Below are 18,617 nucleotides of genomic sequence, written 5' to 3'. Positions count from 1 at the left end.
TTTGATAAACACTGTTGGCGAAAACTGTAACAATCGCTTGCTTGACATCTTCGGGATTTATTTTTTCTGCGCGCATGCCCGGTCTTGAGCCTGCGGTCAATTGCATGGGGGCAAAAGAGCAGGGCGTTACTACCAACGTCGAATGGCCTAGCGGGTCTGGTACAGTTACAACGAGGTCATACAAAAACAACTATTACACCGAGGTAGATAAAGATGAGTGCGGCTCCCCTGTATCCCGTTCGTCCCGAGGTTGCGGCCACCACCCTGACTGATGAGGCGACCTACAAGGCCATGTACCAGCAGTCGGTGATCAACCCGGACGGCTTCTGGCGTGAGCAGGCGCAGCGCCTGGACTGGATCAAGCCCTTCACCAAGGTCAAACAGACCTCCTTCGACGACCACCATGTCGATATCAAATGGTTTGCCGACGGCACTCTGAACGTCTCCTACAACTGCCTGGACCGCCACCTTGCCGAGCGTGGTGATCAGGTCGCAATCATCTGGGAGGGCGACGATCCTTCCGAGCACCGCAACATTACCTACCGCGAACTGCACGAGCAGGTGTGCAAATTTGCCAACGCCCTGCGCGGTCAGGACGTGCACCGTGGTGACGTGGTCACCATCTACATGCCGATGATTCCCGAGGCCGTAGTCGCGATGCTGGCCTGCGCCCGTATCGGCGCGATCCACTCGGTGGTCTTCGGTGGCTTCTCTCCCGAGGCACTGGCCGGACGCATCATCGACTGCAAGTCGAAAGTGGTGATCACCGCCGACGAAGGTCTGCGTGGTGGTCGTCGCACGCCGCTCAAGGCCAACGTTGACCTGGCCCTGACCAATCCGGAAACCGCCAGCGTGCAGAAGATCATCGTGTGCAAGCGCACCGGTGGCGACATCGCCTGGCACCAGCATCGTGACATCTGGTACGAAGACCTGATGAAGGTCGCTTCCAGTCACTGCGCACCGAAAGAGATGGGTGCCGAAGAAGCGCTGTTCATCCTCTATACCTCCGGCTCCACCGGTAAGCCCAAAGGTGTGCTGCACACCACCGGCGGCTACATGGTCTACGCCGCGCTGACCCATGAGCGGGTGTTCGACTACCGTCCGGGTGAGGTCTACTGGTGCACCGCCGACGTCGGCTGGGTGACCGGTCACAGCTATATCGTCTACGGCCCGCTGGCCAATGGTGCGACCACGGTGCTGTTTGAAGGTGTGCCGAACTATCCGGACATCACCCGTGTGTCGAAGATCATCGACAAGCACAAGGTCAATATCCTCTACACCGCCCCGACCGCCATCCGCGCAATGATGGCTGAAGGTCAGGCTGCGGTTGAGGGCGCCGATGGCTCCAGCCTGCGCTTGCTCGGTTCGGTGGGTGAGCCGATCAACCCGGAAGCCTGGAACTGGTACTACCAGACCGTTGGCAAAGCACGTTGCCCGATCGTCGATACCTGGTGGCAGACCGAAACCGGTGGCGTGCTGATCAGCCCGCTGCCAGGTGCTACCGCGCTGAAGCCGGGTTCGGCGACCCGTCCATTCTTCGGTGTGGTGCCGGCGCTGGTGGACAATCTGGGCAACCTGATCGATGGCGCTGCCGAAGGCAACCTGGTGATCCTCGATTCCTGGCCGGGCCAGTCGCGTTCGCTGTATGGCGATCACGATCGTTTCGTCGACACTTACTTCAAGACCTTCCGTGGCATGTACTTCACCGGTGACGGCGCCCGTCGCGATGAAGACGGCTACTACTGGATCACTGGCCGCGTCGATGACGTGCTCAACGTTTCCGGGCACCGCATGGGTACCGCTGAGATCGAAAGCGCCATGGTTGCCCACCCGAAAGTCGCCGAGGCTGCAGTGGTCGGTGTGCCGCACGACATCAAGGGACAGGGTATCTATGTCTACGTCACCCTCAACGGTGGCGAAGAGCCGAACGAAGCGCTGCGTCTGGAGCTGAAAAACTGGGTGCGCAAAGAGATCGGTCCGATTGCCTCACCGGATGTCATCCAGTGGGCGCCGGGCCTGCCCAAGACCCGTTCGGGCAAGATCATGCGTCGCATCCTGCGCAAAATTGCCACTGCCGAGTACGACGCCCTGGGCGATATCTCGACCCTGGCCGATCCGAGCGTGGTTCAGCATCTGATCGATACGCATAAGGATATGAGCAAGGTTTCGGCCTGAGTCTGGCCTATCGCCGGCAAGGCCGGCTCCCACAGGGGTGCTGCATGCGCTGTGGGAGCTGGCCTTGCCAGCGATGAGGCCCTTATGTGTACTCAAAAGCCCCGTCGGAAATCTACCGGCGGGGCTTTGTGCTTTCTGTTACTCCGACAATCATCGGTAACCTTTCTGTCACCGCAATGGCTCGCCAGCGGGGCAAAGCGAAACGTTTTCGCCCGCTAACAGGGCGTTTCCTGGGCTGATTTCAACCCGCTGAAACGCTACGCTTGCCGGATTAGAAGGCTTTGCCAATAATAGGCCCGCTTATTGCTTCATTGATTGGTTATTTGTCTTTTGCTTTTGCATATTCCGCGAAAGCTGTCAATATCTCCGGCCCCGCGTTCCTGCGCTTCTATAACTAGTTGTCGCATTGAGGAAATATCGGCTTCGGAGCTGTCGTTAAAATGCCGATCACTCGCTCGTGGCGTTCGACCTTCGTCGACCCCTGCGCAGCTCGCGTTGTACCCATTCGCATATCGGGCAGTCTCTACGTTCTGCCTTGAATTGCCCTTTACCGATGGAGTTCCAGATGAAGAAACTCGCACTGCTTGGCGCACTGGCGCTGTCCGTGTTTTCCCTGGCATCGCTGGCTGATGAGAAACCGCTGAAAATCGGTATCGAGGCCGCTTACCCACCGTTCGCCTCGAAGGCGCCAGACGGCAGCATCGTCGGCTTCGACTACGACATCGGCAACGCCCTGTGCGAAGAGATGAAGGTCAAGTGCACCTGGGTCGAGCAAGAATTCGACGGCCTGATCCCAGCACTGAAAGTGCGCAAGATCGACGCCATCCTCTCGTCCATGTCGATCACCGAAGATCGCAAGAAGTCCGTGGACTTCACCGGCAAGTACTACCTGACCCCGGCGCGTCTGGTGATGAAGGAAGGTACCACTGTCAGCGACAACCTGGCTGAGCTCAAGGGCAAGAAAATCGGTGTGCAGCGTGGCTCGATCCACGACCGTTTCGCCAAGGAAGTTCTGGCTCCGCAAGGCGCCACCATCGTTCCTTACGGCACCCAGAACGAAATCTACCTGGACGTTGCAGCCGGTCGCCTGGATGGCACCGTGGCCGATGCTACGCTGCTTGAAGATGGCTTCCTCAAGACTGACGCTGGCAAGGGTTACGCCTTCGTCGGTCCGTCCTTCACTGACGTGAAGTACTTCGGTGACGGCGTTGGTATTGCCGTGCGCAAGGGCGACAAAGCCAACCTGGATCGCATCAACGCTGCCATCGCCGCTATCCGCGCCAATGGCAAGTACAAGCAGATCCAGGACAAGTACTTCAACTTCGACATCTACGGCCCTGAAGCCAAGTAAATCGTCGACGTTTCACCTGTGTAATGGTGCAAGCAGCAGAGACTCTGAGGTTTGCACCATTTTTTCATCCCTAAGGTCGAGGACCTCATCATGTTGAAAGGCTACGGGGCAGTTATCCTCGACGGCGTGTGGCTTACGCTGCAGCTTGCCTTGTCGTCCATGGCCCTGGCCATTGTACTCGGCCTTATCGGTGTGGCCCTGCGCCTGTCGCCAGTGCGCTGGCTGGCGTGGCTGGGCGACCTGTATTCCACGGTGATCCGCGGGATCCCCGACCTGGTTTTGATCCTGCTGATTTTCTACGGTGGTCAGGACCTGCTCAACCGCGTAGCACCGCTGCTCGGTTATGACGATTACATCGACCTCAATCCGCTGATGGCGGGTATCGGTACCCTGGGCTTCATTTTCGGTGCCTACCTTTCGGAAACCTTCCGTGGTGCCTTCATGGCGATTCCCAAGGGCCAGGCCGAGGCGGGCATGGCTTACGGCATGAGCAGCCTGCAGGTGTTCTTCCGGGTCATGGTGCCGCAGATGATTCGCCTGGCGATTCCAGGCTTCACCAACAACTGGCTGGTCCTGACCAAGGCCACGGCGCTGATTTCGGTGGTCGGCCTGCAGGACATGATGTTCAAGGCCAAGCAGGCGGCAGATGCCACCCGCGAGCCTTTCACCTTCTTCCTGGCGGTCGCGGCCCTGTACCTGGTGATCACCAGTGTCTCGCTGCTGGCCCTGCGTTACCTCGAGAAGCGCTACTCGGTTGGCGTAAAGGCGGCTGAACTATGATTTTCGACTACAACGTCATCTGGGAAGCGCTGCCGCTGTACCTGGGCGGTTTGCTGACCACCCTCAAGCTGTTGGCGCTGTCGCTGCTGTTCGGTTTGCTGGCGGCGATCCCGCTGGGGTTGATGCGGGTGTCCAAGCAGCCGCTGGTGAACATGACCGCCTGGCTCTACACCTACGTAATCCGCGGCACGCCGATGCTGGTGCAGCTGTTCCTGATCTACTACGGTCTGGCTCAGTTCGAAGCCGTGCGTGAAAGCTTCCTCTGGCCATGGCTGTCGAGTGCGACCTTCTGTGCCTGCCTGGCCTTCGCCATCAATACCAGTGCCTACACGGCGGAAATCATTGCCGGTAGCCTCAAGGCCACGCCCCATGGCGAGATCGAAGCAGCCAAGGCCATGGGCATGTCGCGGGTCAAGATGTACCGCCGCATCCTGCTGCCATCGGCCCTGCGCCGGGCGCTGCCGCAGTACAGTAACGAAGTGATCATGATGTTGCAGACCACCAGTCTGGCGTCGATCGTTACCCTGATCGACATCACCGGTGCGGCGCGCACGGTCAACGCCCAGTACTACCTGCCGTTCGAAGCCTACATCACCGCCGGCGTGTTCTACCTGTGCCTGACCTTCATTCTGGTGCGCCTGTTCAAGCTGGCTGAGCGCCGCTGGCTCGGCTACCTGGCGCCGCGCAAGCACTGAGGCCTGCGCCAACTTTTTCGCCCTGAGCGTTAGCTCAAGACTGACTGCTTTGTGAGAATCGACAGCATGTACAAACTCGAAATCCAAGATCTGCATAAACGCTACGGCAGTCACGAAGTGCTCAAGGGCGTGTCCCTGGCGGCCAAGGCAGGCGACGTGATCAGCATCATCGGCTCCAGCGGTTCGGGAAAAAGTACCTTCCTGCGCTGCATCAACCTGCTTGAGCAGCCGCATGCCGGCAAGATCCTGCTCAACAATGAAGAGCTCAAGCTGGTGGCCAACAAGGACGGCGCGCTCAAGGCTGCCGATCCCAAGCAGCTGCAGCGCATGCGCTCGCGGCTGTCGATGGTGTTCCAGCACTTCAATCTGTGGTCGCACATGACCGCGCTGGAAAACATCATCGAAGCACCGGTTCACGTGCTGGGCATGTCGAAGAAGGACGCCCTGGAAAAAGCCGAGCATTACCTGGCCAAGGTGGGTGTTGCTCATCGTAAGGACGCCTACCCTGGGCATATGTCCGGTGGTGAGCAGCAGCGTGTGGCGATTGCCCGTGCGCTGGCCATGGAACCGGAAGTCATGCTGTTCGACGAGCCGACCTCGGCGCTCGACCCCGAGCTGGTCGGTGATGTGCTCAAGGTCATGCAGGCGCTGGCCCAGGAAGGCCGGACCATGGTGGTGGTGACCCACGAGATGGGCTTTGCCCGCGAGGTGTCGAACCAGTTGGTGTTCCTGCATAAAGGCCTGGTGGAAGAGAGCGGCAACCCACGCGAGGTGCTGGTCAATCCGCAATCCGAGCGTCTGCAGCAATTCCTTTCGGGCAGCCTCAAGTAAGATTGCTGATCCGCACCAAAATGGGTCATGCTGCGAGCTCGTCGCCGCATGACCAGGCTCCATCTTCTTGACCCCTCTCAGGTTTCGGACCGCACCCCATGACCACCCAGCGCATCGGTTTTCTCATCTGGCCCAGCACCAAAGCCCTGACCCTGGCGCTGGCCGAAGAGGTTTTGCGGGTTGCCCAGCGCGTCCATCCAGAGGTGGTCTATGAGTTGGCGTTCCTGCAGGCCGAGCCTGCGGTCGAAGGCGCCTGGCGCTTGCCGGGCGAGCCGTGGGCCGGGCGCCTGGAGGGTCTCCAGAAACTGTTTTTGCTGGCCGACGAGCCGCCCCAGGCGGTGGCATCCGGGCTGGCCAGTGCGCTCAAGCAGTTGGCCCGTGCTGGTTGTGTCGTCGGTGGCTTGTCGGCGGGGGTTTACCCGTTGGCCCAGCTGGGTTTGCTCGACGGCTATCGTGCGGCAGTGCACTGGCGTTGGCAGGATGATTTTGCCGAGCGTTTCCCCAAGGTTATCGCCACCAGCCATCTGTTCGACTGGGACCGTGATCGCCTGACTGCTTGTGGTGGAATGTCGGTGATCGACCTGTTGCTGGCGGTGCTGGCCCGCGATCATGGCGCCGAGCTTGCCGGCGCGGTGTCGGAAGAATTGGTGGTCGAGCGGATTCGCGAGGGCGGTGAGCGCCAGCGTATTCCGTTGCAGAACCGCCTGGGCTCGAGTCATCCGAAGCTGACCCAGGCCGTGCTGTTGATGGAGGCCAACATCGAAGAGCCGTTGACCACCGATGAGATCGCTCAGCATGTGTGCGTTTCGCGGCGTCAGCTGGAGCGAATCTTCAAGCAATACCTCAATCGCGTGCCGAGTCAGTACTACCTTGAGCTGCGCCTGAACAAGGCGCGGCAGATGCTGATGCAGACCAGCAAGTCGATCATCCAGATCGGTCTGTCTTGCGGTTTCTCATCGGGGCCGCACTTCTCCAGCGCTTATCGCAATTTCTTCGGCGCAACGCCGCGGGAAGATCGCAACCAGCGACGAAGCAGCAGCCCTTTTGAGTTGTCTTCGGTGCCTGCCGAGCGCGGTTGATTTTTAATCGCGGGGCCAGCCGGCTCCCGCAGATTTCATGACAGCGGAAGCAGGCTTGTCCCGCGATCGAACCGTCCATACAGAATCTCCCACCCATCCCCGCACACCGTTTAAACTGCGCCTTTGCGACCCTATTTGTCGCATTGCCGTAAGCCTTGGTAAAACAGGGTTTGGCGCTATAAGAAGTTGTCGCTTGGCGACAAGGCCGGGCGCCGATCTGTCCTTACAATCCCCCCATCGCTCGCCAGTTTCAGGCAGGCGTTCCTCTTCAGGAGACTCCGATGTCCGTTGAGCAAGCTCCGGTGCAACGCGCCGATTTCGACCAGGTAATGGTTCCCAATTACGCACCGGCGGCCTTTATCCCCGTTCGTGGTGCTGGCTCCCGAGTCTGGGATCAGTCGGGCCGCGAGCTGATCGACTTCGCGGGCGGGATTGCCGTAAACGTGTTGGGCCATGCACACCCGGCGCTGGTTGGCGCGCTGACCGAGCAGGCCAACAAGCTGTGGCACGTGTCCAACGTATTCACCAACGAACCCGCCCTGCGTCTGGCCCACAAGCTGGTCGACGCGACCTTCGCTGAGCGTGCGTTCTTCTGCAACTCCGGCGCCGAAGCCAACGAAGCCGCCTTCAAGCTGGCCCGTCGTGTCGCCCATGACCGTTTCGGCCCGGAAAAGCACGAAATCATCGCCACTGTTAACAGCTTCCACGGTCGTACCCTGTTCACCGTGAGTGTCGGCGGTCAGCCGAAGTACTCCGACGGTTTCGGCCCGAAAATCACCGGCATCAGCCATGTGCCGTACAACGATCTGGAAGCACTCAAGGCGCAGATCTCCGACAAGACCTGCGCCGTGGTCATCGAGCCGATCCAGGGCGAGAGCGGTGTGGTCCCGGCAGACGTTGCTTACCTGCAAGGTGCCCGCGAGCTGTGCGACAAGCACAACGCGTTGCTGATCTTCGACGAAGTGCAGACCGGCGTTGGCCGTACCGGTGAGCTGTTCGCCTACATGCACTACGGCGTGACCCCGGACATCCTCTCCAGCGCCAAGAGCCTGGGCGGCGGCTTCCCGATCGGCGCCATGCTGACCACCGAAGCCCTGGCCAAGCACCTGGCCGTCGGCACCCACGGCACCACCTACGGCGGCAACCCGCTGGCGTGCGCCGTGGCCAATGCCGTGCTGGACGTGGTCAACACCCCTGAGGTGCTGGCGGGCGTCAAGGCCAAGCACCAGAAGTTCAAAGCCCGCCTCGAGCAGATCGGCGAGAAGTACGGCCTGTTCACCCAGGTGCGTGGCATTGGTCTGCTGATCGGTTGCGTGCTGACCGACGCCTGGAAAGGCAAGGCCAAGGACGTGTTCAACGCCGCCGAGAAAGAAGGCCTGATGGTGCTGCAAGCCGGTCCCGATGTGGTGCGTTTCGCCCCGAGCCTGGTGGTCGAGGATGCCGATATCGACGAAGGCCTGGACCGTTTCGAACGTGCTGCGGCAAAACTGACCCAGGCCTGATAAGCGCCTGCGGTCCTTTCGCCGGCCTTTCGGGGCCGGTGAATCCGAATTCCAGAGCCAGTGCCCAGCGGGCGCTTGCTGATTTTTCCTGTGCCGGCGATGGCTGGCCTGTTTTCCCGAAAGGAGTGACACCATGCTGGTGATGCGCCCCGCGCAAATGGCTGATCTGGGCGAAGTACAGCGTCTGGCAGCGGACAGCCCCATTGGTGTCACGTCCTTGCCGGATGATGCCGAGCGTCTGAGCGACAAGATTGCCGCTTCGGAGACGTCCTTCGCTGCCGAAGTCAGTTTCAACGGCGAAGAGAGCTATTTCTTCGTGCTTGAAGACAGCGGCACCGGCAAGCTGGTCGGCTGCTCGGCGATCGTCGCCTCGGCGGGTTATTCCGAACCGTTCTACAGCTTCCGTAACGAGACCTTTGTGCATGCTTCGCGCGAGCTGAAGATCCACAACAAGATCCATGTGCTTTCACAGTGCCATGACCTGACCGGCAACAGCCTGCTGACCAGCTTCTACGTCCTGCCAGAGTTGGTCGGCACCGGCTGGTCGGAGCTCAACTCCCGTGGTCGCCTGCTGTTCATGGCCGCTCACCCCGAGCGTTTCGCCGACTCGGTGGTGACCGAGATCGTCGGCTACAGCGACGAGAACGGTGATTCGCCGTTCTGGGATGCCATCGGGCGTAACTTCTTCGACCTCAACTACGCCGAGGCCGAGCGCCTGTGTGGCCTCAAGAGCCGGACCTTCCTGGCCGAGCTGATGCCGCATTACCCGATCTACGTGCCGCTGCTGCCGGATGCCGCGCAAGAGGCCATGGGCCAGGTGCATCCGCGTGCGCAGATCACCTTCGACATCCTGATGCGCGAAGGCTTCGAGACCGATCACTACATCGACATTTTCGACGGTGGCCCGACCTTGCATGCGCGGGTCTCGAGTATCCGTTCGATTGCCCAGAGCCGCGTGGTGCCGGTCAAGCTCGACAGCGCCGTGGTCAAGGGCGGGCGTCCTTACCTGGTGTGCAATGGCCAGTTGCAGGATTACCGTGCCGTGCTCCTGGAACTGGACTGGGTGCCTGGCAAACCGGTCACCCTGAGTCTTGAAGCCGCCGAAGCCCTGGGCGTCGGTGAAGGCGCCAGTGTGCGCTTGGTCGCGGTTTGATTCCTGCGGTTCGATAACCGAGCCCCCAGGTCGAGTTTCGCGGCAGGCCAAAGGCCGCCGCCCGAGGAGATAGCATGATCGTTCGTCCCGTACGCAGCAGCGATTTACCGGCGCTGATCGAGTTGGCGCGCAGCACCGGCACCGGCCTGACCACATTGCCGGCCAACGAGGAGCGCCTGGCGCACCGGGTCAGCTGGGCCGAGAAAACTTTCCGTGGCGAAGCGGAGCGTGGCGACGCTGACTACCTGTTCGTGCTGGAAAACGACGAAGGCGTGGTGGTCGGGATTTCCGCCATCGCCGGCGCGGTCGGCTTGCGTGAGCCCTGGTACAACTACCGGGTCGGCCTGACGGTCAGCGCCTCGCAAGAGCTGAACATCTACCGCGAGATCCCGACGCTGTTCCTTGCCAACGACCTGACCGGCAATTCCGAGCTGTGTTCGTTATTCCTGCGCAGCGACCATCGCAGTGGCCTCAACGGCCGTCTGCTGGCCAAGGCGCGCCTGCTGTTCATCGCCGAGTTTGCCGAACTGTTCGGCAACAAGATCATTGCCGAGATGCGCGGCATGTCTGATGAGCAGGGGCGTTCACCGTTTTGGGAGAGCCTGGGTCGACATTTCTTCAAAATGGAGTTCAGCCAGGCCGATTACCTGACCGGTGTCGGCAACAAAGCGTTCATCGCCGAGCTGATGCCCAAGTTTCCGTTGTACACCTGTTTCCTTTCCGAAGCCGCTCGTGGCGTGATCGGTCGCGTCCACACCGACACCGAGCCGGCCTTGGCCATGCTCAAGAGCGAAGGCTTCAGCTATCAGGGCTATGTCGACATTTTCGACGCAGGCCCCGCTGTGGAATGCGAAACCAGCAAGATTCGTGCGGTGCACGACAGCCAGGCGCTGGTACTGGCCGTTGGCACGCCGGGCGACGATGCCACGCCCTTCATCATCCATAACCGTAAGCGCGAAGAGTGCCGCATCACCGCGGCGCCGGCGCGCCTGGCGGCCGGTACCCTGGTGGTCGATCCGTTGACCGCAAAACGCTTGCGCCTGAGTGCCGGTGACCAGGTGCGAGCCGTGCCGCTGTCTGCTGCCCGGGAGGCCAAATAATGACGACTCACTTTATCGCCGGCAGCTGGCAGGCAGGGCAGGGCGAAGCGCTGCAATCGCTGGATCCGGTCAGTCAAAAGGTTATCTGGCAAGGCCAGGGTGCCAGTGCCGAGCAGGTCGATAGCGCCGTCAAGGCAGCGCGCCAGGCCTTTGCCGGCTGGGCGCTGCAGTCGCTGGAGGCTCGCATCAGTGTGCTCGAAGCCTTTGCTGCAGCGCTCAAGGCTAACGCTGACGAGCTGGCCCGTTGCATTGGTGAAGAAACCGGCAAGCCGCTGTGGGAGTCCGCTACCGAAGTGACCAGCATGGTCAACAAGGTCGCCATTTCGGTACAGAGCTACCGCGAGCGTACCGGTGAGAAGAGCGGCCCGCTGGCCGATGCCACCGCCGTATTGCGCCACAAGCCTCATGGTGTGGTAGCGGTGTTCGGGCCCTACAACTTCCCTGGCCATCTGCCTAACGGTCACATCGTACCGGCGCTGCTGGCCGGTAACACTGTGGTGTTCAAGCCCAGTGAACTGACCCCCAAGGTTGCCGAGCTGACGGTCAAGTGCTGGATCGAAGCCGGCCTGCCGGCGGGCGTCTTGAACCTGGTTCAGGGTGCGCGTGAAACCGGCGTGGCCCTGGCTGCCAACCCGGGCATCGATGGCCTGTTCTTCACCGGTTCCAGCCGTACCGGCAACTTGCTGCACCAGCAGTTCGCCGGCCGTCCGGACAAGATCCTGGCCCTGGAAATGGGCGGCAACAATCCGCTGGTGGTCGATGAGGTCAAGGACCTGGATGCGGCGGTCTACACCATCATCCAGTCGGCGTTCATCTCTGCCGGTCAGCGCTGCACTTGCGCGCGTCGACTGCTGGTACCGCAAGGCGCGTGGGGCGATTCACTGCTCAAGCGTCTGGTCGAGGTGTGCAAGACCATCTCCGTCGGCGCCTTCGATCAGCAACCGGCACCGTTCATGGGTTCGGTCATCTCGCTGACGGCCGCCAAGGCGCTGCTCGATGCCCAGGCACAATTGCTGAGCAACGGTGGCGTGTCGCTGCTGGGCATGACCCAGCCGCAAGCCTCTGCTGCCTTGCTGACCCCTGGTATCGTCGATGTAACCGCTGTAGCCGAGCGCCCGGACGAAGAGTTTTTCGGCCCGCTGCTGCAGGTCATTCGCTACAGCGATTTCGACGCGGCGATTGCCGAAGCCAACAACACCCAGTACGGCCTTGCCGCCGGTTTGCTGTCCGACTCGCATGCCCGTTATCAGTACTTCTGGCTGCAAAGCCGCGCGGGCATCGTCAACTGGAACAAGCAATTGACCGGTGCTGCCAGCAGTGCGCCGTTCGGTGGTGTGGGTGCCAGCGGCAACCATCGCGCCAGTGCCTACTATGCAGCCGACTATTGCGCTTACCCGGTAGCCTCGCTGGAGACCGCCAGCCTGACCCTGCCTGCCACGCTGACGCCAGGCGTCTCCCTATAACAAAAGGTCCACGGAGCCTTGCCGATGAAATCGTTTGAAGTGAACTTTGATGGTCTGGTGGGACCGACGCATAACTACGGCGGGCTGTCCTACGGCAACGTTGCCTCGCAGAGCAACAGCCAGCAGGGCTCCAACCCGCGCGAAGCCGCGCGTCAGGGCCTGGCGAAGATGAAGGCGTTGATGGAGATGGGGTTCCAGCAGGGTGTTCTCGCCCCGCAGGAGCGTCCGGACGTTGGCGCACTGCGCCGGCTGGGCTTCTGCGGCACTGATGCCGAGGTGATCCAGCGCGCCGCCAAAGAAGCGATGCCATTGCTGGTCGCCAGCTGCTCGGCGTCGAGCATGTGGGTGGCCAACGCCGCCACGGTCAGTCCGAGTGCCGACACCGCCGACGGCCGCGTGCATTTCACCGCCGCCAACCTCAACTGCAAGTATCACCGCAGCATCGAGCACCCGACCACCAGTCGTGTGCTCGGGGCGATGTTCGCCGACAACAAGCACTTTGCCCACCATGCCGCGTTGCCGGCGGTGGCGCAGTTCGGTGATGAAGGCGCCGCCAACCACACGCGCTTCTGCCGCAGCTACGGTGAGGCTGGCGTGGAGTTCTTCGTCTACGGCCGCAGCGCCTTCGACACCCGCTACCCGGCCCCGCAGAAGTACCCGGCGCGCCAGACCCTCGAGGCTTCCCAGGCGGTCGCCCGGCTGCACGGGCTGAGCGAGGAGGGGGTAGTGTTTGCCCAGCAGAACCCGGCGGTGATCGACCAGGGTGTGTTCCACAACGACGTGATCGCGGTGGGTAACGGCGAGGTGCTGTTCTACCACGAAGACGCCTTCCTCGAGACCGAGGCGATGCTTGGCCAACTGCAAGCTAAACTGGCTAAACGGGGTGGCAACTTCAAGGCGATCTGCGTGCCACGCTCGGCTGTCACGGTAGAGGATGCGGTGCGTTCGTACCTGTTCAACAGCCAGCTGCTGACCCGTGCCGACGGTTCGATGCTGCTGATCGTCCCGGAAGAGTGCCGCAACAACGAGCGGGTCTGGGCCTACCTGTCGGCGTTGACCGGCCAGGGCGGTCCGGTTGCCGAGGTCAAGGTATTCGACCTCAAGCAGAGCATGCAGAACGGCGGTGGCCCGGCGTGCCTGCGTTTGCGCGTGGCACTCAATGAAACTGAACTGGCAGCGGTCAATCCAGGGGTTATCATGACGGCGCCGCTGTACGACACCCTGACCCAGTGGGTCGACAAGCACTACCGCGACCGCCTGAGCGAAGCCGACCTGGCGGACCCGCAACTGTTGCTGGAGTGCCGTACGGCACTGGATGAGCTGACCCAGATCCTCAAACTGGGTTCGGTCTATCCGTTCCAACTCCAACCTTGAGAGAGAATTCGACTATGTCCGACACCCTGCAGCTGATCCTTGAAGATGACGATGGTACCCAGCTGGAAACTTCCTGCACCCGCTTTGCGGTGGTCTGGCAAGGCAAGGAGGTATGGATTCAGCAGGATGGCCGTGGTCAGCTGCTGATCGGTGTCGACGTCGAAGAAGACGACGAAGAGTACGCCAATCTGTTGCTGCGCCCGCTGGCCACCAACCTGGTCAGCCTGCAGCTGGAAATGGAACCGGCTGACGCCGGCGGCGATGATGATCACGTACATGGTCCTGATTGCGGCCACCATCACTAAGGAATAGCCCATGCTCGCCCTCGGCAAACTGCTCGAACTGACCCTTGCCGGTCGTGAACCGGCAGAGAAGACCCAGCTGACTGTCGACGGCGTGCGCATGCGCTGGCTTGGCGAGGGGGCGCTTGAAGTGCGCCCTCCTGAAGCGCGTGACAACGGCATGGACCTGCTGCTTTCTGCAGGTATCCACGGTAACGAAACCGCCCCCATCGAGTTGCTCGACGAGTTGCTGCATGGCATCGCCAAGGGCGAGATCAAGCCGCGGGCGCGGATTCTGTTCCTGTTTGGCAACCCCGAGGCGATCCGCAAGGGCGAGCGTTATCTGGAGCAGGACGTCAACCGTCTGTTCAATGGTCGGCATGAGCTCTCCAGTGGTTCGGAAGCGTTGCGCGCTTGCGAGCTGGAGCGTCTGGCCACCACCTTTTTCAGTGTGCCCGGGCGTACCCGGTTGCACTACGATCTGCACACCGCCATTCGCGGTTCGAAGATCGAACAGTTTGCACTGTATCCGTTCAAGGAAGGTCGCCAGCATTCTCGTCGCGAGCTGGCGCGCCTGCGTGCGGCAGGCATGGAGGCTGTGTTGCTGCAAAGCAAGACCTCGGTCACCTTTACCGCCTACACCTACGAAACGCTCGATGCTGAAGCCTTTACCCTGGAGCTGGGCAAGGCGCGGCCTTTTGGGCAGAACGCGCAGGTCAACCTTGAGCGCCTGGAAACCCGCCTCAAGCAGATCATCGAAGGCAACGAGCCTGAAGAACCTGAAGCGCTGGATGGCTTGCAGCTGTTTAGCGTAGCTCGCGAGATCATCAAGCACAGCGACAGCTTCCACTTGCATCTGCCGGCGGATATCGAGAATTTTTCAGAATTGTCCAAGGGCTATCTGCTGGCAGAAGACCTGAGCAGCACGCGCTGGATCGTCGAAGAGGAGGGGGCGCGGATCATTTTCCCCAATCCCAAGGTCAAGAATGGCTTGCGCGCAGGGATTCTGATCGTGCCGACCACGCCCGATCAGTTGGCCTGAATCGGGCTTTGGTGGGAGCGGGCTTGCCCGCGATTCAGAGTGACTGACACTCCGCAATCGCGGGGCAAGCCCGCTCCTACCAGTATCAACCTACGCGTTTCTGCGCCAGGTCATTGCGGCGCAGGGCGCGCAACTTCTGCAGCGTATCGGCACAGGTCTTCGCCGCCTCGGCACCCTTGACCAGGAAATGCTCGAAGTAGAAGTTCTGATGCTCATCACCGGCGTGGAAGTGATGCGGGGTCAGGACCACCGAGAACACCGGTACCTCGGTTTCCAGCTGAACCTGCATCAGCCCGCTGATCACTGACTGCGCAACGAACTCGTGGCGGTACAGGCCGCCATCGACGACCAGGCCAGCGGCAACAATGCCGGCATAGCGACCGCTACGGGCCAGCAGCTTGGCGTGCAGGGGGATTTCGAAGGCGCCACCGACTTCAAAGAAATCGATATCGCTTGCCTGATAGCCCAAAACGCCCATTTCCTCGACGAAGGCTTTACGTGCCTGATCGACAATATCCTTGTGCCAGCAGGCCTGGATGAAGGCGATGCGCTCGTGGGAAGGGTTTTTGCTATCGATTGCGGTAGGTTGCATTGAAACGGACTCCTGTTTGTATGAGAAACAGGGCATCTGGATCGAAGGGGATTTCGCCGCGCAGGTGCGCAACGACAGGCACAGGCGTGCCTATCCCGTTCTCTCTTTATCCGGACTATGACCGTCGGCCCCGGAATCACACCGGGTCTGCTGACCTTGCAAGAAAAGCCTGCAAGCGCTCGCGGGCTATGCGCAGGTTGCGCAATTACCGCCGGTGGGGAATTGCACCCCGCCCTGAGAACGTTGCCACCGGGCGTCGGCGGCGGAGAATTATTAGCACATATGTGAAGCAAACGTATAGGCTGCTAACGATTTTTTTGCGGATGAATGGCATTTCATCCGGGAAACCTTGCCAATTCCACCTCGCATCCCCAGTAATACGAGATCAGCTGAAGGTTGCAGAGCGTCCAATTGACGGTTTCTATAGCATAAACACACTGCATCCGAGCCTAAGGCCCGATATAATGCGGCCCTTTGCCGTCGTTTCGTCAATTTGACGCAAGCATTTGCCGTAAGGCCGCCGTTTCCGTGGAAGAACCTATGAAAAGCGCAGAAATCCGTGAAGCCTTCCTTCGCTTCTTCGAAGAGCAGGGACATACCCGAGTTGCCTCCAGCTCCTTGATTCCGGGCAACGACCCGACCCTGCTGTTCACCAACGCGGGGATGAACCAGTTCAAGGACTGCTTCCTTGGCCAGGAAAAGCGCGCCTACACCCGCGCGACCAGCAGCCAGAAGTGCGTGCGCGCCGGTGGCAAGAACAGCGACCTGGAAAACGTCGGCTACACCGCCCGTCACCACACCTTCTTCGAAATGCTGGGTAACTTCAGCTTCGGTGACTATTTCAAGAAAGACGCCATCACCTACGCCTGGACCTTCCTGACCAAGGTGCTGAACCTGCCGGAAGAAAAACTCTGGGTTACCGTCTATGCCAGCGATGACGAGGCATACGACATCTGGACCCAGGAAATCGGCGTCCCGGCCGAGCGCATGGTGCGTATTGGCGACAATAAGGGCGCGCCGTACGCCTCCGACAACTTCTGGACCATGGGCGATACCGGCCCGTGCGGTCCTTGCACCGAGATCTTCTACGATCACGGCCCGGACATCTGGGGCGGCCCACCCGGCTCGCCGGAAGAAGACGGTGACCGTTACATCGAGATCTGGAACAACGTCTTCATGCAGTTCAACCGCACCGCCGACGGCGTACTGCACCCGCTGCCGGCACCGTCGGTGGACACCGGCATGGGTCTGGAGCGCATCAGTGCGGTCATGCAGCACGTGCACTCGAACTATGAGATCGACCTGTTCCGCAGCCTGCTCGAAGCGTCTGCTGCGGCCATCGGCTGCAAGAACGAAGAGCAGTCGTCGCTCAAGGTGGTATCCGACCACATCCGTTCGTGCGGCTTCCTGATTGCCGACGGCGTATTGCCGTCCAACGAAGGTCGTGGCTATGTACTGCGCCGGATCATTCGTCGCGCCTGCCGTCACGGCAACAAGCTGGGCGCCACTGGCAGCTTCTTCTACAAGATCGTTGCGGCGCTGGTCGCCGAGATGGGCGAAGCCTTCCCGGAGCTCACCCAGCAGCAAGCCAACATTGAGCGCGTGCTCAAGGCTGAAGAAGAGCAGTTCGCCAAGACCCTGGAGCAGGGCCTGAAGATCCTCGAGCAGGATCTGGCCGAGCTCAAAGGCAGCGTGGTTCCAGGTGATGTGGTGTTCAAACTCTACGACACCTACGGCTTCCCGATGGACCTGACCGCCGACATCGCTCGCGAGCGCGAACTGACGATCGACGAAGAAGGCTTCGAGCGGGAAATGGAAGCGCAGCGTGAGCGCGCGCGTTCCGCCAGCGCCTTTGGTCTGGACTACAACACCCTGGTCAAGGTTGATGTGGCCACCGAATTCACCGGCTACACCAGCACCGAAGGTGAAGCGAGCATCGTTGCTCTTTATAAGGACGGCAAAGTCGTCGAGCAACTGGCTGAAGGTGAGCAGGGCGTAGTGATCCTCGATCGTACACCGTTCTACGCCGAATCCGGTGGCCAGGTGGGTGACACCGGTTACCTGCAAGCTGGCAATGTACGCTTTGACGTGCGTGACACCACCAAGACCGGCGGCGCCTTCCTGCACCACGGCGTGGTCGCCAGCGGCACCCTGGTGGTCGGCTCCAAGGTTCAGGCCAAGGTCGACGCCGATGTCCAGCACGCCACCTCGCTGAACCACTCCGCCACTCACCTGCTGCATGCAGCGCTGCGTCAGGTGCTGGGTGATCACGTACAACAGAAAGGCTCGCTGGTCGACAGCCAGCGCCTGCGTTTCGACTTCAGTCACTTCGAAGCGGTCAAGCCGGAGCAGCTCAAGGCCCTGGAAGACATCGTCAACCGCGAAGTGCGCAAGAACTCCGAGGTGCAAACCGAAGAGACCGATATCGATACCGCCAAGCAGAAGGGCGCCATGGCGCTGTTCGGCGAGAAATACGGCGACAGCGTGCGTGTACTGAGCATGGGCGGCGACTTCTCCGTCGAGCTGTGCGGTGGTATCCACGCCAAGCGTACCGGTGATATCGGCCTGCTCAAGATCATCAGCGAAGGCGGTGTGGCCTCCGGCGTGCGCCGTATCGAAGCGGTCACTGGCGAGGCGGCACTGGCTTACCTCAATGCTGCCGAAGAGCAGCTCAAGGAAGCCGCGCAACTGGTCAAGGGCAGTCGCGACAACCTGATCGACAAGCTTTCGGCCGTGCTCGAGCGCAACCGCCAGCTGGAAAAACAACTGGAGCAACTGCAGGCCAAGGCCGCCAGTGCTGCCGGTGACGACCTGTCCAACTCGGCTGTTGAGGTCAAGGGCGTTAAAGTCCTGGCTGCACGCCTGGATGGTCAGGACGGCAAGGCGCTGCTGGCGCTGGTCGATCAGCTGAAGAACAAACTCGGCCGCGCAGTGATCCTGCTCGGCAGTGTCCATGAGGAAAAGGTCGTACTGGTTGCCGGTGTGACCAAAGACCTGACTGGCCAACTCAAAGCCGGTGATTTGATGAAGCAAGCCGCTGCCGCAGTGGGCGGCAAGGGTGGCGGTCGTCCGGACATGGCGCAAGGTGGTGGCGTTGATACCGCCGCGCTGGACAACGCGCTGGCCCTGACCGTGCCATTTGTGGAGCAGGGCGTTTAAGGCGCTGTTCGGCCCGTCGTCTAGTGGCGGGCCGTGGCGT

Annotated in this window: 15 protein-coding genes and 1 riboswitch; of the genes, 14 read left to right on the top strand and 1 reads right to left on the bottom strand. The window is 60.9% G+C overall.

Translation table 11 applies throughout. The annotated features are described in order from the left end of the window. The first annotated feature begins 213 nt into the window (after positions 1 to 213). The 13 genes from acs (at position 214) to astE (ending at position 14,826) form a co-directional block, all read left to right on the top strand. Positions 214 to 2,175 carry an acetate--CoA ligase gene (acs, locus tag AC07OF_RS21915; RefSeq protein ID WP_495073435.1) on the top strand — a complete coding sequence of 654 codons (1,962 nt, stop codon included), beginning with the start codon at positions 214 to 216 and terminating at the stop codon, positions 2,173 to 2,175. A gap of 565 nt (positions 2,176 to 2,740) precedes the next feature. Further along, the gene (locus AC07OF_RS21910; protein ID WP_038613483.1) at positions 2,741 to 3,526 is read left to right on the top strand and encodes an ABC transporter substrate-binding protein; all 786 of its coding nucleotides are present in this window, start codon (positions 2,741 to 2,743) and stop codon (positions 3,524 to 3,526) included. A gap of 90 nt (positions 3,527 to 3,616) precedes the next feature. Next, positions 3,617 to 4,306, top strand: a complete 690-nt coding sequence (locus tag AC07OF_RS21905) for an ABC transporter permease (RefSeq protein ID WP_038613481.1) — start codon at positions 3,617 to 3,619, stop codon at positions 4,304 to 4,306. Continuing rightward, complete coding sequence (locus tag AC07OF_RS21900) at positions 4,303 to 5,001, top strand: ABC transporter permease (protein ID WP_038613479.1); 699 nt, start codon at positions 4,303 to 4,305, stop codon at positions 4,999 to 5,001. Before AC07OF_RS21905 ends, AC07OF_RS21900 begins: the two co-directional genes overlap by 4 nt. Positions 5,002 to 5,067: 66 nt before the next feature. After that, a complete protein-coding gene (locus AC07OF_RS21895) occupies positions 5,068 to 5,832 on the top strand; it encodes an ABC transporter ATP-binding protein (RefSeq protein ID WP_045189755.1) in 765 nt (254 codons plus the stop codon). 98 nt (positions 5,833 to 5,930) lie between these two features. Beyond that, positions 5,931 to 6,911, top strand: a complete 981-nt coding sequence (argR, locus tag AC07OF_RS21890; protein ID WP_157193553.1) for a transcriptional regulator ArgR — start codon at positions 5,931 to 5,933, stop codon at positions 6,909 to 6,911. Positions 6,912 to 7,192: 281 nt separating this feature from the next. Then, the gene (locus tag AC07OF_RS21885) at positions 7,193 to 8,413 is read left to right on the top strand and encodes an aspartate aminotransferase family protein (RefSeq protein WP_476445858.1); all 1,221 of its coding nucleotides are present in this window, start codon (positions 7,193 to 7,195) and stop codon (positions 8,411 to 8,413) included. Between the two features lie 133 nt (positions 8,414 to 8,546). Beyond that, positions 8,547 to 9,566, top strand: a complete 1,020-nt coding sequence (gene aruF / locus AC07OF_RS21880; RefSeq protein WP_157193551.1) for an arginine/ornithine succinyltransferase subunit alpha — start codon at positions 8,547 to 8,549, stop codon at positions 9,564 to 9,566. A gap of 74 nt (positions 9,567 to 9,640) precedes the next feature. Then, the gene (gene astA, locus AC07OF_RS21875; protein WP_157193550.1) at positions 9,641 to 10,666 is read left to right on the top strand and encodes an arginine N-succinyltransferase; all 1,026 of its coding nucleotides are present in this window, start codon (positions 9,641 to 9,643) and stop codon (positions 10,664 to 10,666) included. After that, the gene (gene astD, locus AC07OF_RS21870; RefSeq protein WP_198325442.1) at positions 10,663 to 12,129 is read left to right on the top strand and encodes a succinylglutamate-semialdehyde dehydrogenase; all 1,467 of its coding nucleotides are present in this window, start codon (positions 10,663 to 10,665) and stop codon (positions 12,127 to 12,129) included. Before astA ends, astD begins: the two co-directional genes overlap by 4 nt. 24 nt (positions 12,130 to 12,153) lie before the next feature. Continuing rightward, the gene (gene astB, locus AC07OF_RS21865) at positions 12,154 to 13,503 is read left to right on the top strand and encodes an N-succinylarginine dihydrolase (protein ID WP_495073434.1); all 1,350 of its coding nucleotides are present in this window, start codon (positions 12,154 to 12,156) and stop codon (positions 13,501 to 13,503) included. 14 nt (positions 13,504 to 13,517) lie between these two features. Then, the gene (locus tag AC07OF_RS21860; protein WP_038613463.1) at positions 13,518 to 13,808 is read left to right on the top strand and encodes a hypothetical protein; all 291 of its coding nucleotides are present in this window, start codon (positions 13,518 to 13,520) and stop codon (positions 13,806 to 13,808) included. Between the two features lie 10 nt (positions 13,809 to 13,818). Beyond that, complete coding sequence (astE, locus tag AC07OF_RS21855) at positions 13,819 to 14,826, top strand: succinylglutamate desuccinylase (protein WP_157193547.1); 1,008 nt, start codon at positions 13,819 to 13,821, stop codon at positions 14,824 to 14,826. Positions 14,827 to 14,911: 85 nt separating this feature from the next. Here the strand turns inward: astE and AC07OF_RS21850 are convergent, their stop codons facing one another. Continuing rightward, positions 14,912 to 15,418, bottom strand: a complete 507-nt coding sequence (locus tag AC07OF_RS21850) for a 6,7-dimethyl-8-ribityllumazine synthase (RefSeq protein ID WP_157193546.1) — start codon at positions 15,416 to 15,418, stop codon at positions 14,912 to 14,914. Between the two features lie 93 nt (positions 15,419 to 15,511). Further along, a riboswitch (FMN riboswitch) is annotated at positions 15,512 to 15,664 on the bottom strand. A 294-nt stretch (positions 15,665 to 15,958) separates the two neighbouring features. On the opposite strand from AC07OF_RS21850, the gene alaS reads away from it, so the two are divergent. After that, positions 15,959 to 18,577 (top strand): alanine--tRNA ligase, encoded by a 2,619-nt coding sequence (alaS, locus tag AC07OF_RS21845; RefSeq protein ID WP_157193545.1) that lies wholly within the window; start codon positions 15,959 to 15,961, stop codon positions 18,575 to 18,577. The last annotated feature ends 40 nt before the right edge of the window (positions 18,578 to 18,617 follow it).

It is taken from the genome of Pseudomonas sp. GW821-FHT10B02 (assembly GCF_059415665.1).
The sequence above is the reverse complement of the archived record's forward strand: the minus strand, read 5'-3'. Positions and strand labels throughout refer to the sequence as shown.

Coding starts and splice junctions, on each gene's coding strand:
- AC07OF_RS21895 (WP_045189755.1), top strand. CDS start 5,068: ATGTACAAACTCGAAATCCAAGATCTGCATAAACGCTACGGCAGTCAC.
- AC07OF_RS21900 (WP_038613479.1), top strand. CDS start 4,303: ATGATTTTCGACTACAACGTCATCTGGGAAGCGCTGCCGCTGTACCTG.
- alaS (WP_157193545.1), top strand. CDS start 15,959: ATGAAAAGCGCAGAAATCCGTGAAGCCTTCCTTCGCTTCTTCGAAGAG.
- argR (WP_157193553.1), top strand. CDS start 5,931: ATGACCACCCAGCGCATCGGTTTTCTCATCTGGCCCAGCACCAAAGCC.
- astB (WP_495073434.1), top strand. CDS start 12,154: ATGAAATCGTTTGAAGTGAACTTTGATGGTCTGGTGGGACCGACGCAT.
- AC07OF_RS21885 (WP_476445858.1), top strand. CDS start 7,193: ATGTCCGTTGAGCAAGCTCCGGTGCAACGCGCCGATTTCGACCAGGTA.
- AC07OF_RS21850 (WP_157193546.1), bottom strand. CDS start 15,418: ATGCAACCTACCGCAATCGATAGCAAAAACCCTTCCCACGAGCGCATC.
- acs (WP_495073435.1), top strand. CDS start 214: ATGAGTGCGGCTCCCCTGTATCCCGTTCGTCCCGAGGTTGCGGCCACC.
- AC07OF_RS21860 (WP_038613463.1), top strand. CDS start 13,518: ATGTCCGACACCCTGCAGCTGATCCTTGAAGATGACGATGGTACCCAG.
- AC07OF_RS21910 (WP_038613483.1), top strand. CDS start 2,741: ATGAAGAAACTCGCACTGCTTGGCGCACTGGCGCTGTCCGTGTTTTCC.
- astE (WP_157193547.1), top strand. CDS start 13,819: ATGCTCGCCCTCGGCAAACTGCTCGAACTGACCCTTGCCGGTCGTGAA.
- AC07OF_RS21905 (WP_038613481.1), top strand. CDS start 3,617: ATGTTGAAAGGCTACGGGGCAGTTATCCTCGACGGCGTGTGGCTTACG.
- aruF (WP_157193551.1), top strand. CDS start 8,547: ATGCTGGTGATGCGCCCCGCGCAAATGGCTGATCTGGGCGAAGTACAG.
- astA (WP_157193550.1), top strand. CDS start 9,641: ATGATCGTTCGTCCCGTACGCAGCAGCGATTTACCGGCGCTGATCGAG.